Origin of the sequence: Luteimonas yanweni, from assembly GCF_039548475.1 — a bacterium.
Lineage (GTDB): Bacteria > Pseudomonadota > Gammaproteobacteria > Xanthomonadales > Xanthomonadaceae > Luteimonas.
On sequence record NZ_JBCLVC010000008.1, the window covers coordinates 198,289 to 218,274 of the forward strand.

The following is a 19,986-nucleotide window of genomic DNA, read 5'->3' on the forward strand; positions in this document are numbered from 1 at the left end:
CGCAGGTCGCTCGGACGAGGGCAGGAACACATGCCGTGACGCAGCCACGGCGCGAACGCACAGGACTGCGCCGCACGGACGTGCGGAGCGGTCAGCGTCCGGGCATCAGATCAGCAGGAGCGCCGCTGGATGGGCGGTAGGTCGGTGCCACGCGGGTCTGGGCGGCGAATCCACCCATGTCGCCGTGACACCTGGCGCAGCATCCGCAATCGCGGCGATCGCAAGCCAGGAGAACCAGACTTCGGCCAGCAGCGGCGGAATCGAAGGGATGCGCCCACTGTCCGCCGAGATGTCACCCTCGGTGCAGTGCGCGTCGCACAGTGACTTGCTAGCCGAGGGGAGCTCAGCATCGCACCCGTGGCCATGGTCGTGCCGGGTGTCGGTGGCGGCAGCGACAAACGCCGCCGGCGTGCCTGGGAGATCCAGGCACTCGCCGTGGCCTGCGAGCGCGAACTGGGACCAGAGCAGGGCCGCCATCGCGAGGAGGGCGGTGCGCTGGAACACGTTCCGATGGCGGAGGCGGACCATGAAGTGAGCTTACCCCTTGGGTGGTTCGATGCAACTGATCCAGATCAGTCGGTGGCCAGACCAACGGCCCGGTCTGCCGGAGGTGTTTTCGGCGAGGGCGGTACGGCGGCCGACTTGGCGAGGCGAAGTGCATTGGCCACCACCGATACAGAGCTAAGGCTCATGGCCAGCGCCGCGACCATCGGGCTCAGCAGGATCCCGAACGCGGGATAGAGCACCCCGGCCGCGACTGGAACCCCCAGTGCGTTGTAGATGAAGGCGAAAGTGAGGTTCTGCTTCATATTGGCCACGGTGGCCTGGGAGATCTTCCGTGCGCGCAGGATGCCGCGCAGGTCGCCCTTGACTAGGGTGATCTGCGCGCTCGACATCGCGACGTCGGTGCCCGTGCCCATGGCGATGCCGACGTCGGCCGCGGCCAGCGCGGGAGCATCGTTGATCCCGTCGCCCGCCATCGCCACCCGCCGGCCTTCGCGCTTGAGGCGCTGCACCAGTTCGGCCTTGTCTTCGGGGCGGACCTCGCCATGCACTTCGTCCAGGCCCAGCTCCGTGGCTACGGCCCGTGCGGTGGTGAGCCCGTCACCGGTGGCCATGATGATGCGCAGCCCGGCGGCGTGAAGCTCTTTGATGGCGGCCGCGGCCGAGGCCTTGATCGGGTCGGCGACCGCGATCAGTCCGGCCAGGCGACCGTCGACGGCGAGGAACATTGCGCTCGCACCCTCGCGACGCATCCGCTCCGCAACATCCACATGCGCACCTGGGTTCGCGCCAAGATCCTCCATGAGTGCGGTATTGCCCAGCGCCAGTTCGTGGCCCGCCACGGTTCCGCGCACCCCCATGCCGGTCACCGAGTCGAAGCCCTCCACGCGGTCGAACTCGAAGTTCCGGCGCCGGGCCTCGGCGACGATGGCGTCGGCCAGCGGATGCTCGCTGCCCTGGTCCAGGCTGGCCGCCAGGTGCAGGACCCGGTCGGCATCGAAGCCCTCGAAGGCCACGGCTTCCTTGAACGCGGGGCGTCCTTCGGTGAGGGTGCCGGTCTTGTCGACGATCAGGGTGTCGATGCGGCGCATGTGCTCGATGGCCTCGGCATCGCGGAACAACACGCCCACCTGTGCCGCCTTGCCCGTGGCGACCATGATCGACATCGGCGTGGCCAGGCCCAGCGCGCAGGGGCAGGCGATGATGAGCACCGAGACCGCGTTGAGTATCGCGTAGGTCCAGGACGGGTCCGGGCCGAAGAAGCCCCAGATGAAGAGGGTCGCCACCGCGATCGCCAGCACCGCAAGCACGAACCAGTAGGCGACGGTGTCGGCCATCCGCTGCATCGGCGCGCGAGAGCGCTGCGACTGCGCGACCAGCTGCACGATCTGCGAGAGCACCGTGTCGGAACCCACCTTGGCGGCGCGGATCACCAGTGCACCGGTGCCGTTCTGGGTCGCGCCGATGACCTGGTCGCCCGCGGTCTTCTCGACCGGGATCGGTTCCCCCGTGAGCATCGACTCGTCGACGCTGGAGCGGCCTTCCACCACTTCGCCATCCACCGGTACCTTCTCGCCGGGACGCACGCGCAGGTGATCGCCGACATGCACGTGGGTCAGCGGGATGTCCTCCTCGGTGCCGTCGGCATTGACCCGCCGGGCTTCCTTGGGCGCCAGGCCAAGCAGGCCCTTGATCGCCGCGGACGTTTTTGAGCGCGCCCGCAGCTCAAGTATCTGGCCGAGCAGGGTGAGCGACACGATCACCGCCGCCGCCTCGTAATAGACACCGACGCGCCCGTGCTCGGTAAACGAAGGCGGGAACAGTCCCGGTGCCAGCGTGGCGACCAGGCTGTAGCCGAAGGCAGCCGCAACGCCAATCCCGATGAGGGTGAACATGTTCGGGCTGCGGTTGCGGATCGACTGCACGCAGCGCTCGAAGAACGGCCAGCCGGCCCACAGAACGACCGGCGTGGTCAGCACCAGCTCGATCCAGGTCTGCACGTCGATCGACAGCGGCAGGATCTCGACGCCGCCCAGCTCGAGCCGCGGGAGATGTCGGCCGAACATGGCCAGGACCAGGGTCACCACCGTCAGCGGAAGCGTCCACCAGAACCGGCGCGAGAAGTCGCGAAGTTCCGGATTGTCATCGTCCTCCAGGCTGGGCATTTCCGGCTCCAGCGCCATGCCGCAGAAAGGACAGTTGCCGGGACCCTGTTGCCGGACTTCAGGGTGCATCGGGCAGGTGTAGATGGCGCCGGGCTGGGCCACCTCGGGCTCATCCCGGGACGTCAGGTAGCGCTCGGGATCAGCCACGAACCTCGCGCGGCATCGCTCCGAGCAGAAGTGAAAATGGGCGCCGGCGTGGTCCGCATGATGCGGCGTGGTGGCGGGATCGACCTGCATGCCACAGACCGGGTCGGTTACCCGTCCATCCGCAGTCTCGACAGAGGCTTCGCCTGCGGAATGGTGATGGTCATGGGACGACGGTGAGTTCATGCCGATGCTCGCTTTAGAGAGGATGGACTGCCAAGGCAGTGTGCCATTGCGGGTTAAAAAGCTATTCGGGGCTGAGTGTCCCGAGCACTGAAACAACAATTAGGATCAACATGACCAGCGCGGCCTCCGCCGTAACACTCTGCCGCAAAGCCCGCACCTCCTGCGCGGGATCTCCGCTGGTCAGCGCTCGTTCCAAGCGCGGCACCAGCGTCCATCGGTGCAGCGCTCCAAAACCCAGCATTCCAGCGAACAGGGCCAGTTTGAACAGCAGCAACTTCCCGTAGGTGCTCTGGAACAGGGCCGAGAACGACCACGCGGTGAGATCCCCGTAGTGCGCGATGCCGGACACGATGAGCGCAGCAACGAAAATCGTTCCCAGCGTCGAAAATCCATGCAGGAAGGCATGCGTTGATCGCAGACGTCTGCTGCCGGTAGCCTCGTTGGCGCGCAGCAGCATCCCCAGGAACATCAGGACCGCTGCGATCCAGCCGCCTGCCGCGAGAAGATGGACGATGCCTGCAGCAAGCCGGACCGCGCCTGCCACGCCCTCGCCAGCGGCGGCGTGGCCGTTCCATGCCAGCGAAGCGAGTGCGCCGCCCGCCAGCGTCGCCGCCAGCGGGAAGGCGGACTCCACCTTCCCGCGGCGACGATGCCATCCGAGCACAAACATCAGGGCGACCAGCAGCGCGGCTCTCACCATCGTTGCCCGGCCCCCGGACGTCTCGAGCAGATACCAGCCAAGGGATGCGCGATCAACGTCGGCAAGCGGCATTCCCATGATGCCCGCGGTCTTGAAGAAGACATCGAGCCCAGTGAGCACGAGACCAGCCACGGCACTCGCCAATAGAACGCCCATGAGTGGCCACCCGGCCAAGGCGTCGGCGAGTGCCGATCGATGCGAACCGTACCAACCGAAGAGTGGAACCCCGAAAAGAACCATGAGGACAAGGTATTCCAGGAATCTCAGTGCATAAGCCGACAGGTCGACCATTCGCGACTCCTCAGCGCACCGTGAAGCTGAAGCTGCCCGCCATGGGGTGGTTGTCACCACCGACGGCCCGGTATTCCACCGTATAGACGCCCGGAGCCAGCTGTCCAGGCAACTTGGCACGCAGGGTCTTGCCGTTGCTGACGATCTCGGTCGTGAAGTTCTCGATCGGCATGGCGGAACTGCCGTGCTTCATGAGCAACTTGAGACGCGACGCCCGCGGAATCAATGTTTCGTTGAACACGAGATCAATCTGGCCTGGCGAGGCCACCACCGCGTTTGCCGCCGGTGTGGACTGCTGCAGCGCGGCGTGGCCGTGCGCGACCTGCAGCGAAAACTGCCCTGCCGCAATCGCAAGGACGAGCGCAAGGGAGCGAAGGAGGTTTGACGACTTCATAAGGATAAATCCTCATTGCGAATGTGATGCAAAGCCCTGTTCGCGGGGCCGTGCTGTGTTGGATCCGATAAGCGTTACATGTTGGGCTGTCCGCGAAACCACGATGGGTCGCCTTCTGATGTTTCCGGTTTCGCGAGGGGAGAATCCCGCCGTTTCCAGCGGGATCCCTGCGGCGTATCAGGCCGCCATAGCGCTACAGCTGTCCGCGCAGCGGCGACAGGCTTCGGCGCAGCGTGTCATCTCAGGATCGTTCATGGCCTCGCATGCCTCGGCGCACCGGCGGCAGATCTCCGCGCAGGCACCGCAAACGACCTCGTGAACGCTGGCACCGCGCAGCATCGCGTCGGCACTGGTTGCGCAGATATCGGCACACGTCGCCAGCAGGGCGATGTGTTCCGGCGCTGCGTGGGCACCTCCTTTGGTCAGGCAGTAGTTGATGGTCTCCAGGCAGATCGCATGGCACTGCGTGCAGTTGTCGATGCATTCGTTCATGGCCTGGGACCGGTGGGCCGCGGAATGATGAGTCATGTGGTTCTCCTTCTTCCTCGCGGGCGAGAATCGGCGCGCCCGCAACACCGCCCCCTGCTGCTCTGACGGATCAGTGCTGTGCGAACGGTTCGGTGGTTCCGTCGTGACGGACCAGTTCGACCGTGTACGGCTGCTGGCGCCCATCCGGGACTTCCATGCCCGGAGAACCAAGCGGCATTCCCGGTAGGACCAGGCCGCGTGCGTCCGGCTTTTCCTCCAAGAGGCGCTTGATGTCCGTGGCCGGAACATGGCCTTCGATGAGGTATCCGCCGATCTCGGCGGTGTGGCATGAACCCTTCGCATAAGGGACACCCAGGCGTTGCTTGACCGGGCCGAGGTCATCCATGTCGTGCACGTCGACCGTGAAGCCGGCTTTCTGCACGTGCTCGATCCAAGCACTGCAGCAGCCGCAGGTCGGGGTTTTGTGGACGGTCATGCGGGGCAGCGCCGTGGGAGCCGCGTCGGTCGCTCCCACGGCAGCCTGTGCGGCTGGCGCAGTGGTGGCGGATTGCGCGGGTGAAGCGGCCTGGGAACAAGCACCCAGGCCGATCACGGCAAGACCCAGCCACGTGAGGCGGTTCAATCTGAAAGCGTGCATTCCGGGTTCTCCGCTCAGCGTTTGGTCCGCGAGGACCAGTGGATGTGGACGATTCGCCAGCCGTCCGTGGTCTGCTTGAGGACCATCGTCTCGGCGCTCTGGACGGTGAGCGGCTTTCCGTCCTTCTGGGCATGCAACTCGCTTTCGGTTCCGACCCATGCGAACTCGCCAGCGGTGCGTGCGCGCTGACGGAGCAGTTGGCGGTGGGCGCCCTTGAGGAACGCCGCATCGCTGGCGGCGTGATGGCCCATGTATTCCTCACGGCTGCGCTCGGCGCCTCCGGACTCCAGGATAAGCACGTCCGCAGCGAGCAGGGCTTCGACCGTGGTCAGGTCGCCGCTGGACAGCGCGGTATTGAATCGTTCCGCCACAGCGACCGCGGCTTCTGCGGCAGCGGGGACGTCCACGTCCGGGGATGGTGCGGCGGTGGGGTGATGGGCATGCGACTGTGACGCCTGTGCCATGGCCGGCGACACGACGGCCAGCGCCAGGGAGAGGGTGAAGGAGGTTGCTAGCGCTTTCATGCATGGACTCCAGGGAATCAGTGGGTGTGTGTTTGTCCTGCGGCAACGCCGATCACACAGGCGTGCTTCGGGGTGCCTGGTTTCAATGTCCAGTTCCTGGTCAGAACCAGATTCGAACACCGGCCACGATCCGGGTGTCGTCGATGTCTCCGGACTGCGCGCTACGCTGGTCCGCCGTCCCGCCGTAAGCGCGCTCCCAGACCACGCCGACATAGGGGGCGAACTGCCGACGGAACTCGTAGCGCAGGCGGAAGCCGGCTTCGATCGTGCTCAGTCCGCTGCCGATTCCCGCCGCCGGATCGTCCTTGCTCCAGGCTTCGCCCTCGATCAGCCACTGGCCGATCAGCCGGTTGGTGAACAGCATTTCGTACTCGGCTTCCGCGGCGAGCCCGACCTGGCCCGACTCGCCCAGGTAGGCCGTGGCTTCGACTTCGAACTTGTACGGGGCAAGGCCGATGACGCCGAGCGCGGCATAGGTGCGCGACGGGCTGCCGCCAAAGCCGAAGTCATGGCGGACACCAGCGACCGCGTCCCACCATGGTGCGATCGCACGGCCGTACAGGACTTCCACGTCCGCCGACTCGGTGGAGCCGCCCGCACGCTCGCCCCCGCTGCGAAGCCAGACCTTGTTCAAGTCGGATCCGATCCAGCCCTTCGCTTCCCAGGCCATGCCGGTCCCGTGCTCATCCGCGTCCCACGCCTCGAGCCGATCAAGCGCCCAATAGGAGTTGATCGATTCGCCGTGCACCACGTGCGCGTCGAGGTCCTGGAACGCCGCGGCCCGATCTGCCGGCGTGACAACCGGGATGGGCACGTGCGGCTCGGCCGTGGGTGGGAGATCCTGGCTGGCACCAGGCTGATGGCCCATGGACGCGTGATCCATTCCGGAGTGATCCATTCCGGAGTAATCCATCCCGGAATGATCCATCTGGGAGTGGTCCATGGTGGAGTGATCCATCGTGGAGTGATCCATCGTGGAGTGGTCCATCGTGGAGTGGTCGCTGCGGGGAGTGTCCGCAGCCCCATGTTTCATGGCGCCGTGGTCCATGTCTCCGTGGTCCATGCTCCCGTGATCATGGGAACTCTTGTCTGGCGGAGTCGGCTCATGGTCGGCGTGCGGGTCAACAGGCTTGGCCGGCGGCTGGGTTGCAGCCGGCTTCGCTTCCGGGTGGTGCGCGGTGTGGTCCGTCTGCTGCGCCCAAGCCGGCGCGAACCCGGCGGCAAGAGACAGTGCGGAGGCCAGGCCGATGGCCAGGGGATGGCGGCTGGAACGGATCATGGCGCTCATTCCTCCACCCGCACTTCGCGGAACATGCCGGCTTCCATGTGGTAGAGCAGGTGGCAGTGGTAGGCCCAGCGGCCCAGTGCGTCGGCACGCACCCGGTAACTGCGTCGGGTGCCCGGGGGCATGTCGATGGTGTGCTTGCGCACCATGAAGTTGCCGGCCTCGTCCTCGAGATCGCTCCACATGCCGTGGAGGTGGATCGGATGCGACATCATCGTGTCGTTGACCAGCACGATCCGCAGGCGCTCGCCGTAGTTCAGGCGCAGGGGCTCCGCGTCAGCGAACTTCACTCCGTCGAAGGACCACGCGAAGCGCTCCATGTGGCCCGTCAGGTGCAACTCGACCGTGCGGCCGGGTTCGCGCCCGTCGGGATCGCGGAAGGTGCTCCGCAGATCGGCGTAGGTCAGCACGCGGCGACCGTTGTCGCGCAGGCCGATGCCCGGATCATCCAGCTTGGGCGCGGGTGCCATCGTCTGCATGTCGACGAGGGGGTTTCCGGTTTCGCTGGCAGGGTGTTCCTGCATCCCGCCGGCACCATGATCCATCCCGGCCATGCTTCCGCCGGCCATGGCGCCTCCGGCCATCGACGACATGTCGTGGCCGCTGTGGCCCATGCCAGCCATCGAGCCGCCGGCCATCGCACCGTGCGACATCGAGGACATGTCGTGGCCGCCGCCGCCCATTCCGCCGTGGCCCATATCGTCCATGGTGAGGAGCGGCTTGGGGTCGACGTCGGGCACGGGCGCCCGCAAGCCTTCCCTGACGGCGAGCGTGCCGCTGATGTAGCCGGTGCGGCCGCTGTCCTGCGCGAAAATGGTGAACGCATCCTGCCCCGTCGGTTCAACGATGACGTCAAACGTTTCGGCGGTTGCGATGCGGAACTCGTCGACCGTGACCGGATGCACGTACTGCCCGTCGGCCGCGACCACGGTCATTTTCAGACCCGGGATGCGCACGTCGAAGTACGTCATCGCCGACCCGTTGATGAAGCGCAGGCGAACCTTCTCGCCCGACCGGAACAGCCCGGTCCAGTTGCCGAGCGACGTCGTGCCGTTCATGAGGAACGTATAGGTGTTGCCGTTGACATCCGACAGGTCGGTCGGCGTCATCCGCATCTGACCCCACATCTTGCGGTCCTCGACCGTGGCGGCCAGGCCGTGTTGCTTCACGTCGTCGAAGAAATCGCCGACCGTCTGCTTGGAGAAGTTGTCGAAGTCCGACCGCTTCTTGAGCCGGGTGAACAGGCGCTTCGGATCGAGGTCGGTCCAGTCGGTGAGCATGACCACGTAATCGCGGTCATAGGCGAAGGGCTCGGGTTCCAGCGGCTCGATCACCAGCGGCCCGTAAAGACCGGCCTGCTCCTGGAAACCGGAATGGCTGTGGTACCAGTAGGTGCCGCCTTGCACGACGTTGAAGCGGTACTGGTAGGTCTCGCCACGGTTGATGCCGTTGAAGCTCAGCCCGGGCACGCCGTCCATGTCGGCCGGCAGCAGGATGCCGTGCCAATGGATCGACGCCTGGTCGCCATGGATGGAACCGGGGGGCAGGGCATTGCGGACCCGCAGGTTGACAGTCGTGCCCTCGCGCCAACGCAGCAGGGGCGCCGGAACGGATCCGTTGACCGTGATCGCGGGGCGCGTGGCGCCGGTGAAGTTCATCGGCGTCTCGCCGATGGTCAGGTCGAATTCGGTGCCCGAGAGCACGTTGGGTACGCCCTCAGCCTGGACGGCCCAACTGGAACGCGGCCAGAGGCCCAAGGCTGCAACGGCGCCACCGGCGGCAAGGCCTTGCACGAAGCGGCGGCGCGACGGGGCAGACAGCCCCTCGGCACGGCCGAAAGAATCGGATGACATGGGAACTCCGGGAAAGGTCGAAGGCTCGCGGGGCGAGCCTTGCCCTGTCGGTGCGGAACAGCGGACAGGGTCCATCAACGCCTCAAGAGGCGTGCAGCGACACTTAGCCGATCGGAGGTCGGAACAGATTGGTCAGGGCAGCGGACGCGTGCACCGACAGGAAGGGCTCGGCGGTTTGCCGATACAGGACGGAGACGTTGCCGAGTGTTGAACCGACGAGTGCCGCAAAACAATGGTGCATGCACGCACAGCAATCGCCCGCCTGGCAGCAATCGCCCAACGGCGATTTCGCCTCGGCCAGCTCAGCGGGCCGCGGGTGACTGTGATCGTAGGCCACCGGCGGGGTCGTTGTGCCGTGGCAGGCAGCCATGGCCTCGCTTCGTGTCTGCGCCGCGGCCACGGAGGTCACGTCGCCCGCGGAGTCTCTCAGATGATCCATATGCATGGCCGCCCCAGCAATGCCCGGACCGTTGGCCAACAGGGCAACGATCAGGAACACCCGCATCAGGAGCGCACGCAAAGACATGCGCCCAATTATACGTTCGGATCTAAACGCTGGATGAATGCACCGGAAACGCAGCCGCGTCGCCGATCGCACCCGGGCCAATCAGAACTTCCACGTCGCCGGGGCGTTCTCGAGCATCGGCAGTTGGATCGCCAATTCCCCGTGCGGCACTGCTCCAGCCCGGTGGCGCAAGGCGCGCCTCTTTGCTGCTGGCCTGATTAAGGGGTGTCCACCATTTTAAGGTCAAGCAGGGCACGCACCGGTTCCTGCAAACTTGTCATGCCACGGCGCCCCAGCTCCAGGGCCTCTTCCGGTGGCGCGCCGTTGCGTGCGGCCACCATCGCCAGCAGCGCGCCGGCGCGATTGCCGGAAGCCCAGTGCAGCAGCACAGGACCCGGTGCCTCGTCGATCCAGGCTTGTACCTGCGCAGCGTTCGCATCGGTGATTTCCTGGACCCCACCGACATCAAGTTGGCGGTAGGCCATGCCGGCGGAGACGACTTCGGATGCTTCATCGCGCCCGGCCATTTCCTCGTCGAGACGCAAGTTGATGACGGTAGTAACCCCGCTTGAGCGGATCGAAGCCCACTGGGAAGGCGCGGGCTGGCCGGAGGTAAACAGGCCGCTGGTCACTGCCTGCAGCGGCACCTCGTCAGATGACGCGGCCGACGCAGCGCCGGCATGCCGGCTTGCCGGCTGTGTGGAGGCGCAACCAACCAGAGCAGCACGCCGGCCAGCGGCCAGGTCAGGGCCCGGATGCGACCGGCGGTGCGGGATGGTCTGGACTTCATGCGTTCAAAAGTACGGCTGTGCCGCTGATGCCGCCATCAGCGGGGCCCCGTCCTGGTCCTTGCTGGTCCAACAGCTGGTTCGACCAATTCGGAGGCCTTTACCTCAACGCTGGAAGTGGCCGGGGCAGACCTTGCTGCAGATTAGGGCTGGTTATCGGGGGTAGGGCGGATGGCTCCTTTCGACCCAAAGCGGACGTCTCGTTGGAACATCGCGCACCACTTCGTCCCACGGATCACTCAGGCAGCCAAGCCCGACCGCATGACCTCGTAGAGCGCAGTCCGGGTATTGCTGTCTGCCATCGAAGGGCTAGCAGCCCATGCAACGGCAAGAGCCCCCAGGAAGAGACTGAGCCGGGGCATCCCGGCGGCTCCCGGCGAGGTCAGTGTCCCCGCGCATGAAATCGAACCGCTGCAGCAGGCGCACCAGTTCCTGGACACGCACTGTCGTCGGGGCTGCGCGATCACCAGCCGTGCCAGTGCGGCAGCGGAAACAAGTACAAGCGGTGCCATGGCCGACAACTGGAACGCGCCTTTTCCCTGTAGCCCTCTCGACGCATTCAGCGGAATTGTATAACCCCATCATCCGCAGGTACCCTGCGCGGCCATGACCCGCCTGCATCCCCGCTTCTTGTTGCCGCTCCTGCGCGTCGTCGTGCTGGGTGTGCTTGCGTTGGGGTTGGCATTCCAACCGGTGATGACAGCCGCTGGCGAAATGCATGAGCTCGCGCACGATCCGTCGGGCGCGCACAGCCACGGCCCGCATGCCAACGATCCGGGCGCGGAGTTCGCCGCGGCGGACGCGCACGATCAAGACGGATCGGAGACGTTGCACCTGTTACTGGATTTCGCCCATTGCTGTGGTTCAGCCGCGGCCGTGTTGCCGGTCCTGGATTCATTTTCTACTCGACCGGTCGCCGGTCGAATGGGGGTCGAAAAAGCATCGCCCCCGGCCGCCTTGCGTCTGCCGAGCCCATTCAAGCCTCCGATCTTCGGATGACCGCGCCGTCGGCCTGATGCCGACTCCCGTCAATTCGATTCATCGGAGCAACCCCCATGCGTTTGCGATCAGCGGCCCTGGCCGCGTTCGTCGCCGTGTGTGCCGTGACATTCCCCACGCACGCCGCCGACCCCCTCACCCTGGACGACGCTTTCCTTCGCGTTGCCGACGCCCATCCCGATCTACGCTTGTTTGGTGCCCGCCATGAGGCCCTGAAAGCCGAACTGGATCGCTCCTCGTTGCGCCCGGCGCTGGTCGCTGGAGCCGAGGTCGAGAACGTGCTCGGTACCGGCCCGGCCAGCGGCCTGGATGGCGCCGAGATCACGCTGAGCCTCGCCTCCGTGCTGGAGCGCGGCGGCAAGCTCGATGCCCGCCGCACGCTCGCGCAAAGCCGGATCGACGCGCTGGCCATCGAGCGCGAGGCGCAGCGGTTGGATCTCCTGGCCGAAGTGGCCCGCCGCTACCTGGCGGTCGTCGGTGCGCAACGCGAAGGCGAGCTTGCGCAGTTGGACGTCGACCAGCGCGAACGCACCGTTGCTGCGGCGCGCCGGCGTCACGAGGCCGGCGCTTCGCCGGAATCGGTCGTACTCACCGCCCAGGCCGCCCTCGCGCGGTCGGAACTGGATCGCGCTCGCGCCCGGCAACGTCAGGCGGCCGCCCGCCAGCATCTCGCGGCCCTGTGGGGCGAGCGAAATCCCGCATTCGAGATCCTCGGGGGCGATCTGCTCGCCGTGCCCCAGATCGCGGACTTCGCGGTACTCGCCGACTGGTTGCAACGCACTCCCGAGCTCGCGCAGTTCGTCGATCAGCAGCGCATTGGCGAGGCACGCCTGCAGCTGGCACGCAGCGAAGCGACCCCGGACTTCGACTGGCAGGTGGGCGTGCGACGGATGGCGGACGGCGATGACTTCGGCTTGGTCGGCAGTGTCTCGATCCCGCTGGGCACCACCCGCCGGGCACAACCGGGCATCCGTGCCGCACGCGCCGAGTTGACAGCGCTGGAAATCGAACGGGAGGCCGTGGGGCTGTCGCTCTACTCCACCCTCGCTGAGGCGCATGGCCGCTTCGGGGTGGCCCGCCTGGAAGCACAGCGGCTGGGTGAGGACGTGCTTCCACGTCTGGCCAAGGCCGAAGCAGCGGCCGCCACCGCGTACCGCGCAGGCGCCGCCAGTTATCTGGAGTGGTCGAGCCTGCAGGCGGAGCGCGCCGCCGCACGGCAGCAACAGCTGGCAGCTGCGCTGGAAGCCCAGCGCGCCCTGATCGAGATCCAGCGGCTGACCGGCCAGGCATTCGTCGCCGGCCCGGGCCCGCAAGACAACCAAGGAGCAACCCCATGAAGCCTGTCCACCTGATCCCGGCATTGGCGCTGGCCTTGAGCCTGGCGGCTTGCAGTGGTGAGCCGGACCAGCCTAGCCAGCCGGCAAACGACGCCCATGCTGACGAGGCCGCCGACCACGGCACCGAGGCCGACGAACACGGTCATGAAGCGGGTGAAATCGCCAGCACGGTCATCCCTGCCGAAATTGCCGAAAAGTCCGGTATCCAGACGCGGCCCGTCGGCCCCGGCGTGATCGCCGACGAGCATGAGGTGCAAGGCCTGCTGACCCCGGTCGAGGGTCGCGTTGCGCAGGTCACCGCCCGTTTCCCGGGCCCGATCCGTTCGCTGCGCGCCAACGTCGGCGACCCGGTCCGCGCCGGCCAGGTGCTGGCGACGATCGAGAGCAACCTGAGCCTGAGCACCTACAGCGTCGCCGCGCCGATCTCCGGCGTGGTCGTCGAGCGCAGTGCCTCGGTCGGCGGCCTGGCCAGCGAAGGTGCGCCCCTGTTCGAAATCGCCGATCTTTCGCAGCTCTGGGTCGACCTCCACATCTTTGGCGCGGACGCCCAGCACATCCAGCCCGGCGTGCCGGTGGCGGTCACCCGCATGAGCGATGGCGAGACCGTCCGAACCACGCTCGAACGCGTGCTGCCGGGCATGGCCACCGCCAGCCAGAGCACGGTGGCACGCGCGACGATCGACAACGCCGACAACCAATGGCGGCCGGGCACAGCAGTCAAGGCGCGGATCACGGTCGCACAGGAACCGGTGGACCTGATGGTGCCGCTGACCGCGCTGCAGTCGATGGATGGCCAGGAGTCCGTGTTCGTACGTGAGGGCGAGACGTACCTGACCCGACACGTCGAACTCGGTGCCCGCGATGCCACGCAGGTGCAGATCCTCTCGGGCCTGAGTGAAGGCGAGGAGGTGGTCGTCGCGGAGAGCTACCTGATCAAGGCGGACATCGGCAAGGAAGGCGCGGCGCATGACCACTGACGCCATAGGCCGCCAGCCGGGCCTGCTGGAGCGGATCGTCCGGTTCTCGATCCGGCATCGCTGGATGATGCTGGTGCTGACCCTCGGGCTGATCGGAGTAGGCATCTGGAGCTTCACCCGGCTCCCGATCGATGCAACGCCGGACATCACGAACGTCCAGGTGCAGATCAACACCGAGGCGCCCGGCTACTCTCCGCTGGAGTCCGAGCAGCGGGTCACCTATCCGATCGAGACGGCACTCGCCGGCTTGCCCCGGCTCGACTACACGCGCTCGCTGTCGCGCTACGGCTTGTCGCAGGTCACCGTGGTGTTCGAGGACGGCACCGACCTGTACTTCGCCAGGCAGCAGGTGGCCGAGCGCCTGCAGCAGATCCGCTCGCAGATCCCAGAGGGACTGGAACCCGAAATGGGGCCGATCTCGACCGGGTTGGGCGAGATCTTCATGTACACCATCGATGCCGCGCCCGAGGCGGTCAAACCGGACGGCACGCCGTGGACCGCCACCGACCTGCGCACCCTGCAGGATTGGGTGATCCGGCCGCAGATGCGCAACACCCCGGGCGTGACCGAAGTCAACACGATGGGCGGCTTCGAGCGGCAGATCCACATCACGCCGGACCCGTCCAGGCTGGTCGCACTCGGCTTCACGCTGCATGACATCGTCGACGCGGTGGCGGCCAACAACCAGAACATGGGCGCCGGTTACATCGAGCGCAACGGCCAGCAGTACCTGGTGCGCGTGCCCGGCCAGGTCGGCGGGATCGACGAGATCCGCAACATCGTGCTGGACCGGCGCGAAGGCCTGCCGATCCGGGTTGCCGACGTGGCGCAGGTGGGTGAAGGCCCGGAGCTTCGTACGGGCGCGGCCACCCAGAACGGCGAAGAGGTCGTGCTGGGCACCGTGTCGATGCTGGTCGGCTCCAACAGCCGCAGCGTCGCGCAGGCCGCGGCGGCGAAGCTGCAGGACGCGAACGCGAGCCTGCCAGAAGGCGTTATCGCAACGGCGGTCTACAACCGCACCGGGCTGGTCGAACGCACCATGCAGACGATCTCGAAGAACCTGGTCGAGGGCGCCCTGCTGGTGATCGTGGTCCTGTTCCTGCTACTGGGGAACTTCCGCGCCGCGCTGATCACCGCAGCCGTCATCCCCCTGGCCATGCTGTTCACGATCACCGGAATGGTGCGCGGAGGCGTCTCGGGCAACCTGATGAGCCTGGGTGCACTCGACTTCGGGCTGATCGTCGATGGCGCGGTCATCATCATCGAGAACGTCCTGCGCCGGTTTGGCGAGATGCAGCATCGGCTTGGCCGGACGCTGACACGTGAAGAACGCAACGACCTGACGGCTACCGCCACGGTCGAGGTCATCCGGCCCAGCCTGTTCGGCATGTTCATCATCGCCGCGGTGTACCTGCCGATCTTCGCCCTGACCGGGATCGAGGGAAAGATGTTCCATCCCATGGCGATCACGGTGGTGCTGGCCCTCACCGGCGCCATGGTGCTGTCGCTGACCTTCGTTCCCGCGTCGATCGCGATCTTCATGGGCAATCGCGTCCAGGAGAAGGAGAACCGGCTGGTCCAGTGGACGCGAGGCCGCTATGAGCCCTTGCTTGCCTGGTCGCTCCGCCGGCAGAACTGGGTCCTTGGCGGGGCACTCGCCCTGGTTGCCGTGTCCCTGCTGGTCGCCACGCGCCTGGGCAGCGAGTTCATTCCCAGCCTGGACGAGGGCGACATCGCCATGCACGCGATCCGTATCCCAGGCACGGGCCTGGAGCAGTCGGTGAAGATGCAGCTCGCCGTTGAGGAGCGCCTGCAGCAGGTTCCTGAAGTGGAGCGGGTCTTCAGCAAGATCGGCACGGCGGAGGTGGCCACCGACCCGATGCCGCCGAACGTGGCGGACACCTTCTTGATGATGAAGCCACGCGCGCAGTGGCCCGACCCGAGCAAGCCCAAGGACGTGCTGCTCGAGGAGATCGAGGCGGCGGTGGCGACGCTTCCAGGCAACAACTACGAGTTCACGCAGCCGATCGAGATGCGGACCAACGAGCTGATCTCCGGCGTGCGTGCGGACGTGGCGGTCAAGGTGTTCGGCGATGATCTGGACATGCTGATCGAGGTCGCCGAACAGGTCGAGGCGGTTGCCAGGCAGGTCGATGGCGCGGCGGACGTCAAGACCGAACAGGCGACCGGCTTGCCACTGCTGACGATCGTCCCGGATCGTGCGGCGCTGGCGCGCTTTGGCCTGAATCCGGGGATCGTGCAGCAGACCATTGCCACCGCGGTCGGTGGTCAGGTTGCCAGCCAGCTGTTCGAGGGCGACCGCCGCTTCGACATCGTGGTCCGGTTGCCGGAACAGATGCGTGTCGATCCGACTGCCCTTCAGGATCTGCCGATCCCCTTGCCCGACGTTGCGAACGCGGACCGGTCGAGCCTGGAGCCACGCTGGGCGACCGCGCGGACCGTACCGCTGCGGGAGGTCGCGAAGATCGAAAGCCTGCTGGGGCCCAACCAGATCAACCGCGAGAATGGAAAGCGCCGGGTGGTGGTCACCGCCAACGTGCGTGATCGCGACTTGGGTAGCTTTGTCGAAGAGCTGCAGCAGCGCGTCGGGCAGCAGGTGGACGTGCCCGAGGGCTACTGGATCGACTACGGCGGCACGTTCGAGCAGTTGATCTCGGCCAGCCAACGGCTCGCAGTCGTGGTACCGGTGACGTTGGTCCTCATCTTCGGCTTGTTGTTCATGGCGTTCGGTTCGGCCAGGGATGCGGTGATCGTGTTCAGCGGGGTGCCGCTGGCCCTGACGGGCGGTGTGGCCGCACTGGCACTGCGCGGCATCCCGTTGTCGATCACCGCAGGCGTCGGCTTCATCGCGCTGTCCGGCGTGGCCGTGCTCAACGGCCTGGTCATGATCGCCTTCATTCGCAACCTGCGCGAACAAGGCCAGTCGCTGGACGACGCGGTCTTCAACGGCGCCCTCGGGCGGCTGCGGCCCGTGCTGATGACCGCCCTGGTCGCGTCGCTCGGCTTCGTCCCCATGGCGCTCAATGTCGGCGCGGGCGCGGAGGTGCAGCGTCCGCTCGCCACCGTCGTGATCGGCGGGATCGTGTCTTCAACGCTGCTCACCCTGCTTGTCCTGCCCACCCTTTACCGTCTTCTGCATCGCGGCGACGCAGCGAAGCCGCAACTGGAGGCCCACTGAGTTGAGTGAAGAGAAGATCGAGATACACGACGCGCACCAGCGCCGGATCCTGTTGATCGTCCTCGCCCTGAACCTCGCGCTTGCCGCGGGGTTCGGGGTCACGGGCGTCGCCGCCGGCTCAAGCGCTCTGATCGCAAATGGACTGGACAATGCGTCCGACAGCGCCGTCTACATCATCACCCTGCTCGCACTCAGTCGCTCACAAGCCTGGAAACGGTCGGCGGCCAAAGTGTCCGGCTGGCTGCTGATCCTGTTCGCCGCTGGGATCCTGGTCGACGTGGGCCGTCGGTTCCTGGGTGACGCCGAGCCCATTGGTACGACGATGATGGTGATGGCGCTGGGGGCCGGCCTGGTAAACGCGACATGCGTGTGGCTGCTCAAGAAAATCCGGCAGGCCAATGTGAACGTGCGTGCCGCGACGACCTTCAGCACCAACGATTTCATCGCCAACGCAGGCGTGCTCGTGGGTGGCGGACTGGTGCTGTGGACCGGGCGGGCCTGGCCCGACCTCGTCGTGGGGCTCGCAGTGGCGGCGATCGCCCTGAAAGGGGGCATCGAGATCCTGCAGGATGCCCGTGGCGAAGAGGACGCTTGAGTGCCGACCTAGGATGGCGGGTGGCGCAGCGTGTCGAGGATGGCGCACTGGCCGCGCTCGCCGCCGCTGCAACTGCCAATCACCCGTTCGAGCTCCGAGGCCATCCGCTGAAGGTCGTTTAGCCGGTTCCGGATGTCCAGCAGGTGCCCGCGGGCAAGACGGTCGACATCCTGGCAGGACAACCCGTCGTCTTCGGCCAGGCCCAGCAGGCTGCGGATCTCCTCCAGCGAGAAGCCCAGTTCGCGTCCGCGGCTGATGAAGCGCAGCCGATCCGCGTCGGCGGGACGGTAGTCGCGATACCCGCCCGCCGTGCGCGGCGGGGCAGGCAACAACCCGATGCGCTCGTAGTAGCGCACGGTTTCGGGATGGCACCCGCTGCGCTCCGCGACCTCTCCGATCTTCATGGGCTTGACTCTGTAGCGACTCCGGGGTTTAGGATCGCCGACCTGGAAGCGGGCCGCAAATCCTCGGACGCCCGCTCGACTCGGAGACATGATCATGAGTGATTCGTGCGGCTGCGGAAGCACGGTGGATATCCGCGCCCTGGAGGCGGGGCAGCGGCGCGTGTTGATGATCGTGCTGGCAATCAACATCGCCAGCTTCGTGATGATGATCACCGCAGCGATCTACAGCGGCTCGTCCTCGTTGCTGTCGGGCAGCCTCGACAACCTCGGTGATGCGTTGACCTATCTGCTGAGCCTGGCAGTGATCGGCGCGAGCCTGCGCGCCAAGGCCAGGGTGGCGTTGTTCAAGGGATTGCTGATCCTCGGTGCCGCGGTTGCGGTCGCCATCCAGATCGGCTGGCGCCTGGCCCACCCGGAGGTGCCGATCTTCGAGGCCATCGGCATCGCCGCCGTGATCAATCTTGCGTTCAACGCCTTGTGCCTGTGGCTGCTTACCCCGTACCGCTTTGGCGACGTGAACATGTCATCGGCCTGGGAGTGCTCGCGCAATGACCTGTACGAGGGTGTTGCGGTGCTGCTGGCAGCCGCCGGCGTGTGGCTGTTCGATGCCGGCTGGCCCGATCTGGTCATCGCCGGTGGACTGTTGCTGATGTTTCTGCGGTCCTCCGCTCGGGTACTCCGCATGGCTTGGCGGAGTTACCGGGACGAGGTGAAATAACGAGTTACGGCCCGTTGTCCGGTCCTCGAAGAAGAAATGCTCCGTTCTGAAGCGTGGCTGGAGCGGCCAAGAAAGTCAGCTATGACAGGCAGTAAGCTCACCTTTGGCCGTTTTTTACACGAATCCCTGCCGACCCTCTGAAAGAGTGGATTCGAAGCGGCAGTTCGGGTCAGCCAGAACGTCCGCTTCTGGCCGGAAGCAGCCCGCCGCGCAGGAGGGCCGTTGCCGACCCAAAGCGGCTATCTCGAGGCCCACATCTAGCCGCTGGCGAGCTTTCGACGCCACAATAGGCTTTCCCGACAACGGATCTTGCGAATGCGTCGCGCCGCCCTTCTGCTCCTACTGATCTCTTTCAGCGCAAGGGCTGTCGTCATTCGAGATGACATTCCGGACCTGCAGTATCGGATGGCTGCCTCCGAGTTTCCCGCGCTTGCCGATGTCCCCGGTGAGGGCCACGGAGTCCTCATCGCGCCGCAGTGGGTGCTTACTGCCGCACACGCAATCACCTGGCAGCATGCGGTGGATGTCGTTGTTGTCGGTGGTACTCCCCGCGCCGTCAGCCGCGTTGTCATCCATCCGGGCTACAAGAAGCCGTCTCAGGAGATGATCGATTCGGCAATCAAGTCGGGGGATTGGGCGGCATTCCTGGAGTTCATCGCCTCCTCGGACGATCTTGCTCTAATCCACCTTTCGGAGCCGGTTCGCGATGTCGTGCCCGCGCCCGTTTACAGTGGATCGGCGCTAGGTAAGGTCGTCCGGATCATGGGCCGAGGCGCCACCGGCACGGGAGCGGAGGGGCACCATCCGCACGGCCCGAATCGGACAGACCTGCGTCAGGGCTACAACCAGATCACCGCCTCGGATGGTCGGTGGATTTCCTACACCTTCGACAAGCCGCCTGCTGCACTTCCCCTAGAGGCCTCGACCGGCAACGGGGACAGCGGCGGCCCCATGCTGGTCGCTGTGGACAACGAGTGGCACGTTGCCGGAATCACCTCGTGGAAGCGTGTCGACGGCAACCCGATGGAGATCCACCCAGGCAGGTACGGACAAACCAACTATGGGGTGCGCCTCGAGCACTACAACCAGTGGATCAAGACGACGATCGCAATGGCCGTGCTTACCGGAAACGGGCGTTGAGGAGCGGTAGAGCTGGGGCGCGCTTCGGGCCGGCAGCGGACCTTAGGAGGGCAGGGGGGATTACGAAGATTTACCGCGGGTAGGGGAGGTCCGATTTCGAACCAGGGCGGACGTTTCGGGCAGCCAGATCCATCATCGGCTCCCCCAGCGAG

The 19,986-nt window shown here is 66.1% G+C and carries 20 protein-coding genes; 8 read left to right on the top strand and 12 right to left on the bottom strand.

Annotated elements, in window-relative coordinates; all coding sequences use genetic code 11:
- Positions 1-105 precede the first annotated feature (105 nt).
- From WCE39_RS05010 to WCE39_RS05060, 11 genes are all read right to left on the bottom strand, one after another.
- Positions 106-504, bottom strand: a complete 399-nt coding sequence (locus tag WCE39_RS05010; RefSeq protein ID WP_343275601.1) for a hypothetical protein — start codon at positions 502-504, stop codon at positions 106-108.
- Between the two features lie 68 nt (positions 505-572).
- On the bottom strand, positions 573-2,999 hold the full coding sequence (locus tag WCE39_RS05015; protein WP_343275602.1) for a heavy metal translocating P-type ATPase: 2,427 nt from the start codon (positions 2,997-2,999) through the stop codon (positions 573-575).
- Positions 3,000-3,060: 61 nt separating this feature from the next.
- Entirely contained in the window at positions 3,061-3,990 is a 930-nt protein-coding gene (gene copD / locus WCE39_RS05020; RefSeq protein ID WP_343275603.1) for a copper homeostasis membrane protein CopD, read from the bottom strand.
- Between the two features lie 10 nt (positions 3,991-4,000).
- The gene (copC, locus tag WCE39_RS05025) at positions 4,001-4,384 is read right to left on the bottom strand and encodes a copper homeostasis periplasmic binding protein CopC (protein ID WP_343275604.1); all 384 of its coding nucleotides are present in this window, start codon (positions 4,382-4,384) and stop codon (positions 4,001-4,003) included.
- 177 nt (positions 4,385-4,561) lie between these two features.
- The gene (locus WCE39_RS05030; protein ID WP_343275605.1) at positions 4,562-4,912 is read right to left on the bottom strand and encodes a four-helix bundle copper-binding protein; all 351 of its coding nucleotides are present in this window, start codon (positions 4,910-4,912) and stop codon (positions 4,562-4,564) included.
- Positions 4,913-4,982: 70 nt separating this feature from the next.
- The gene (locus WCE39_RS05035; protein ID WP_452299568.1) at positions 4,983-5,495 is read right to left on the bottom strand and encodes a DUF411 domain-containing protein; all 513 of its coding nucleotides are present in this window, start codon (positions 5,493-5,495) and stop codon (positions 4,983-4,985) included.
- A 29-nt stretch (positions 5,496-5,524) separates the two neighbouring features.
- Positions 5,525-6,034 carry a nuclear transport factor 2 family protein gene (locus tag WCE39_RS05040; protein WP_343275606.1) on the bottom strand — a complete coding sequence of 170 codons (510 nt, stop codon included), beginning with the start codon at positions 6,032-6,034 and terminating at the stop codon, positions 5,525-5,527.
- 100 nt (positions 6,035-6,134) lie between these two features.
- Positions 6,135-7,313 (bottom strand): copper resistance protein B, encoded by a 1,179-nt coding sequence (locus WCE39_RS05045; protein WP_343275607.1) that lies wholly within the window; start codon positions 7,311-7,313, stop codon positions 6,135-6,137.
- A gap of 5 nt (positions 7,314-7,318) precedes the next feature.
- Complete coding sequence (locus WCE39_RS05050) at positions 7,319-9,172, bottom strand: copper resistance system multicopper oxidase (RefSeq protein ID WP_343275608.1); 1,854 nt, start codon at positions 9,170-9,172, stop codon at positions 7,319-7,321.
- A 103-nt stretch (positions 9,173-9,275) separates the two neighbouring features.
- Complete coding sequence (locus WCE39_RS05055) at positions 9,276-9,677, bottom strand: CopL family metal-binding regulatory protein (protein WP_343275609.1); 402 nt, start codon at positions 9,675-9,677, stop codon at positions 9,276-9,278.
- Positions 9,678-9,895: 218 nt separating this feature from the next.
- Positions 9,896-10,309, bottom strand: coding sequence for a beta-lactamase hydrolase domain-containing protein (locus WCE39_RS05060; RefSeq protein WP_175498188.1), 414 nt, complete (start codon positions 10,307-10,309; stop codon positions 9,896-9,898).
- A 611-nt stretch (positions 10,310-10,920) separates the two neighbouring features.
- Between WCE39_RS05060 and WCE39_RS14285 the strand changes: the two genes are divergently transcribed.
- From WCE39_RS14285 to WCE39_RS05085, 6 genes are all read left to right on the top strand, one after another.
- Positions 10,921-11,010: an SEC-C metal-binding domain-containing protein gene (locus WCE39_RS14285; protein ID WP_225218078.1), complete on the top strand. Its 90-nt coding sequence runs from the start codon at positions 10,921-10,923 to the stop codon at positions 11,008-11,010.
- A 61-nt stretch (positions 11,011-11,071) separates the two neighbouring features.
- The gene (locus WCE39_RS05065; RefSeq protein WP_096009489.1) at positions 11,072-11,464 is read left to right on the top strand and encodes a hypothetical protein; all 393 of its coding nucleotides are present in this window, start codon (positions 11,072-11,074) and stop codon (positions 11,462-11,464) included.
- A gap of 56 nt (positions 11,465-11,520) precedes the next feature.
- The gene (locus tag WCE39_RS05070) at positions 11,521-12,801 is read left to right on the top strand and encodes a TolC family protein (RefSeq protein WP_343275611.1); all 1,281 of its coding nucleotides are present in this window, start codon (positions 11,521-11,523) and stop codon (positions 12,799-12,801) included.
- Entirely contained in the window at positions 12,798-13,778 is a 981-nt protein-coding gene (locus WCE39_RS05075; protein ID WP_343275612.1) for an efflux RND transporter periplasmic adaptor subunit, read from the top strand. Before WCE39_RS05070 ends, WCE39_RS05075 begins: the two co-directional genes overlap by 4 nt.
- Positions 13,779-13,800: 22 nt before the next feature.
- Positions 13,801-16,977: an efflux RND transporter permease subunit gene (locus tag WCE39_RS05080; RefSeq protein WP_191728980.1), complete on the top strand. Its 3,177-nt coding sequence runs from the start codon at positions 13,801-13,803 to the stop codon at positions 16,975-16,977.
- 1 nt (position 16,978) lies between these two features.
- Entirely contained in the window at positions 16,979-17,572 is a 594-nt protein-coding gene (locus WCE39_RS05085) for a cation transporter (protein ID WP_095208872.1), read from the top strand.
- Between the two features lie 8 nt (positions 17,573-17,580).
- On the opposite strand, the gene WCE39_RS05090 is transcribed toward WCE39_RS05085, so the two are convergent.
- Positions 17,581-17,976 (bottom strand): MerR family transcriptional regulator, encoded by a 396-nt coding sequence (locus WCE39_RS05090; RefSeq protein ID WP_095208871.1) that lies wholly within the window; start codon positions 17,974-17,976, stop codon positions 17,581-17,583.
- Between the two features lie 94 nt (positions 17,977-18,070).
- Here WCE39_RS05090 and WCE39_RS05095 point away from each other — a divergent pair, with 94 nt between their 5' ends.
- Together WCE39_RS05095 and WCE39_RS05100 are read left to right on the top strand one after the other, a co-directional pair.
- On the top strand, positions 18,071-18,694 hold the full coding sequence (locus WCE39_RS05095) for a cation transporter (protein WP_095209458.1): 624 nt from the start codon (positions 18,071-18,073) through the stop codon (positions 18,692-18,694).
- A 315-nt stretch (positions 18,695-19,009) separates the two neighbouring features.
- On the top strand, positions 19,010-19,834 hold the full coding sequence (locus WCE39_RS05100) for a S1 family peptidase (RefSeq protein ID WP_343275613.1): 825 nt from the start codon (positions 19,010-19,012) through the stop codon (positions 19,832-19,834).
- Positions 19,835-19,986 lie beyond the last annotated feature (152 nt).

Bases quoted from the DNA above. Each gene is read 5' to 3' on its own strand.
- WCE39_RS05030 (WP_343275605.1), bottom strand. From the start codon at position 4,912: ATGACTCATCATTCCGCGGCCCACCGGTCCCAGGCCATGAACGAATGC.
- WCE39_RS05015 (WP_343275602.1), bottom strand. From the start codon at position 2,999: ATGAACTCACCGTCGTCCCATGACCATCACCATTCCGCAGGCGAAGCC.
- WCE39_RS05045 (WP_343275607.1), bottom strand. From the start codon at position 7,313: ATGATCCGTTCCAGCCGCCATCCCCTGGCCATCGGCCTGGCCTCCGCA.
- WCE39_RS05100 (WP_343275613.1), top strand. From the start codon at position 19,010: ATGCGTCGCGCCGCCCTTCTGCTCCTACTGATCTCTTTCAGCGCAAGG.
- WCE39_RS05055 (WP_343275609.1), bottom strand. From the start codon at position 9,677: ATGCGGGTGTTCCTGATCGTTGCCCTGTTGGCCAACGGTCCGGGCATT.
- WCE39_RS05040 (WP_343275606.1), bottom strand. From the start codon at position 6,034: ATGAAAGCGCTAGCAACCTCCTTCACCCTCTCCCTGGCGCTGGCCGTC.
- WCE39_RS05075 (WP_343275612.1), top strand. From the start codon at position 12,798: ATGAAGCCTGTCCACCTGATCCCGGCATTGGCGCTGGCCTTGAGCCTG.
- copC (WP_343275604.1), bottom strand. From the start codon at position 4,384: ATGAAGTCGTCAAACCTCCTTCGCTCCCTTGCGCTCGTCCTTGCGATT.
- WCE39_RS05090 (WP_095208871.1), bottom strand. From the start codon at position 17,976: ATGAAGATCGGAGAGGTCGCGGAGCGCAGCGGGTGCCATCCCGAAACC.
- WCE39_RS05050 (WP_343275608.1), bottom strand. From the start codon at position 9,172: ATGTCATCCGATTCTTTCGGCCGTGCCGAGGGGCTGTCTGCCCCGTCG.
- WCE39_RS05065 (WP_096009489.1), top strand. From the start codon at position 11,072: ATGACCCGCCTGCATCCCCGCTTCTTGTTGCCGCTCCTGCGCGTCGTC.
- WCE39_RS05070 (WP_343275611.1), top strand. From the start codon at position 11,521: ATGCGTTTGCGATCAGCGGCCCTGGCCGCGTTCGTCGCCGTGTGTGCC.
- copD (WP_343275603.1), bottom strand. From the start codon at position 3,990: ATGGTCGACCTGTCGGCTTATGCACTGAGATTCCTGGAATACCTTGTC.
- WCE39_RS05095 (WP_095209458.1), top strand. From the start codon at position 18,071: ATGAGTGATTCGTGCGGCTGCGGAAGCACGGTGGATATCCGCGCCCTG.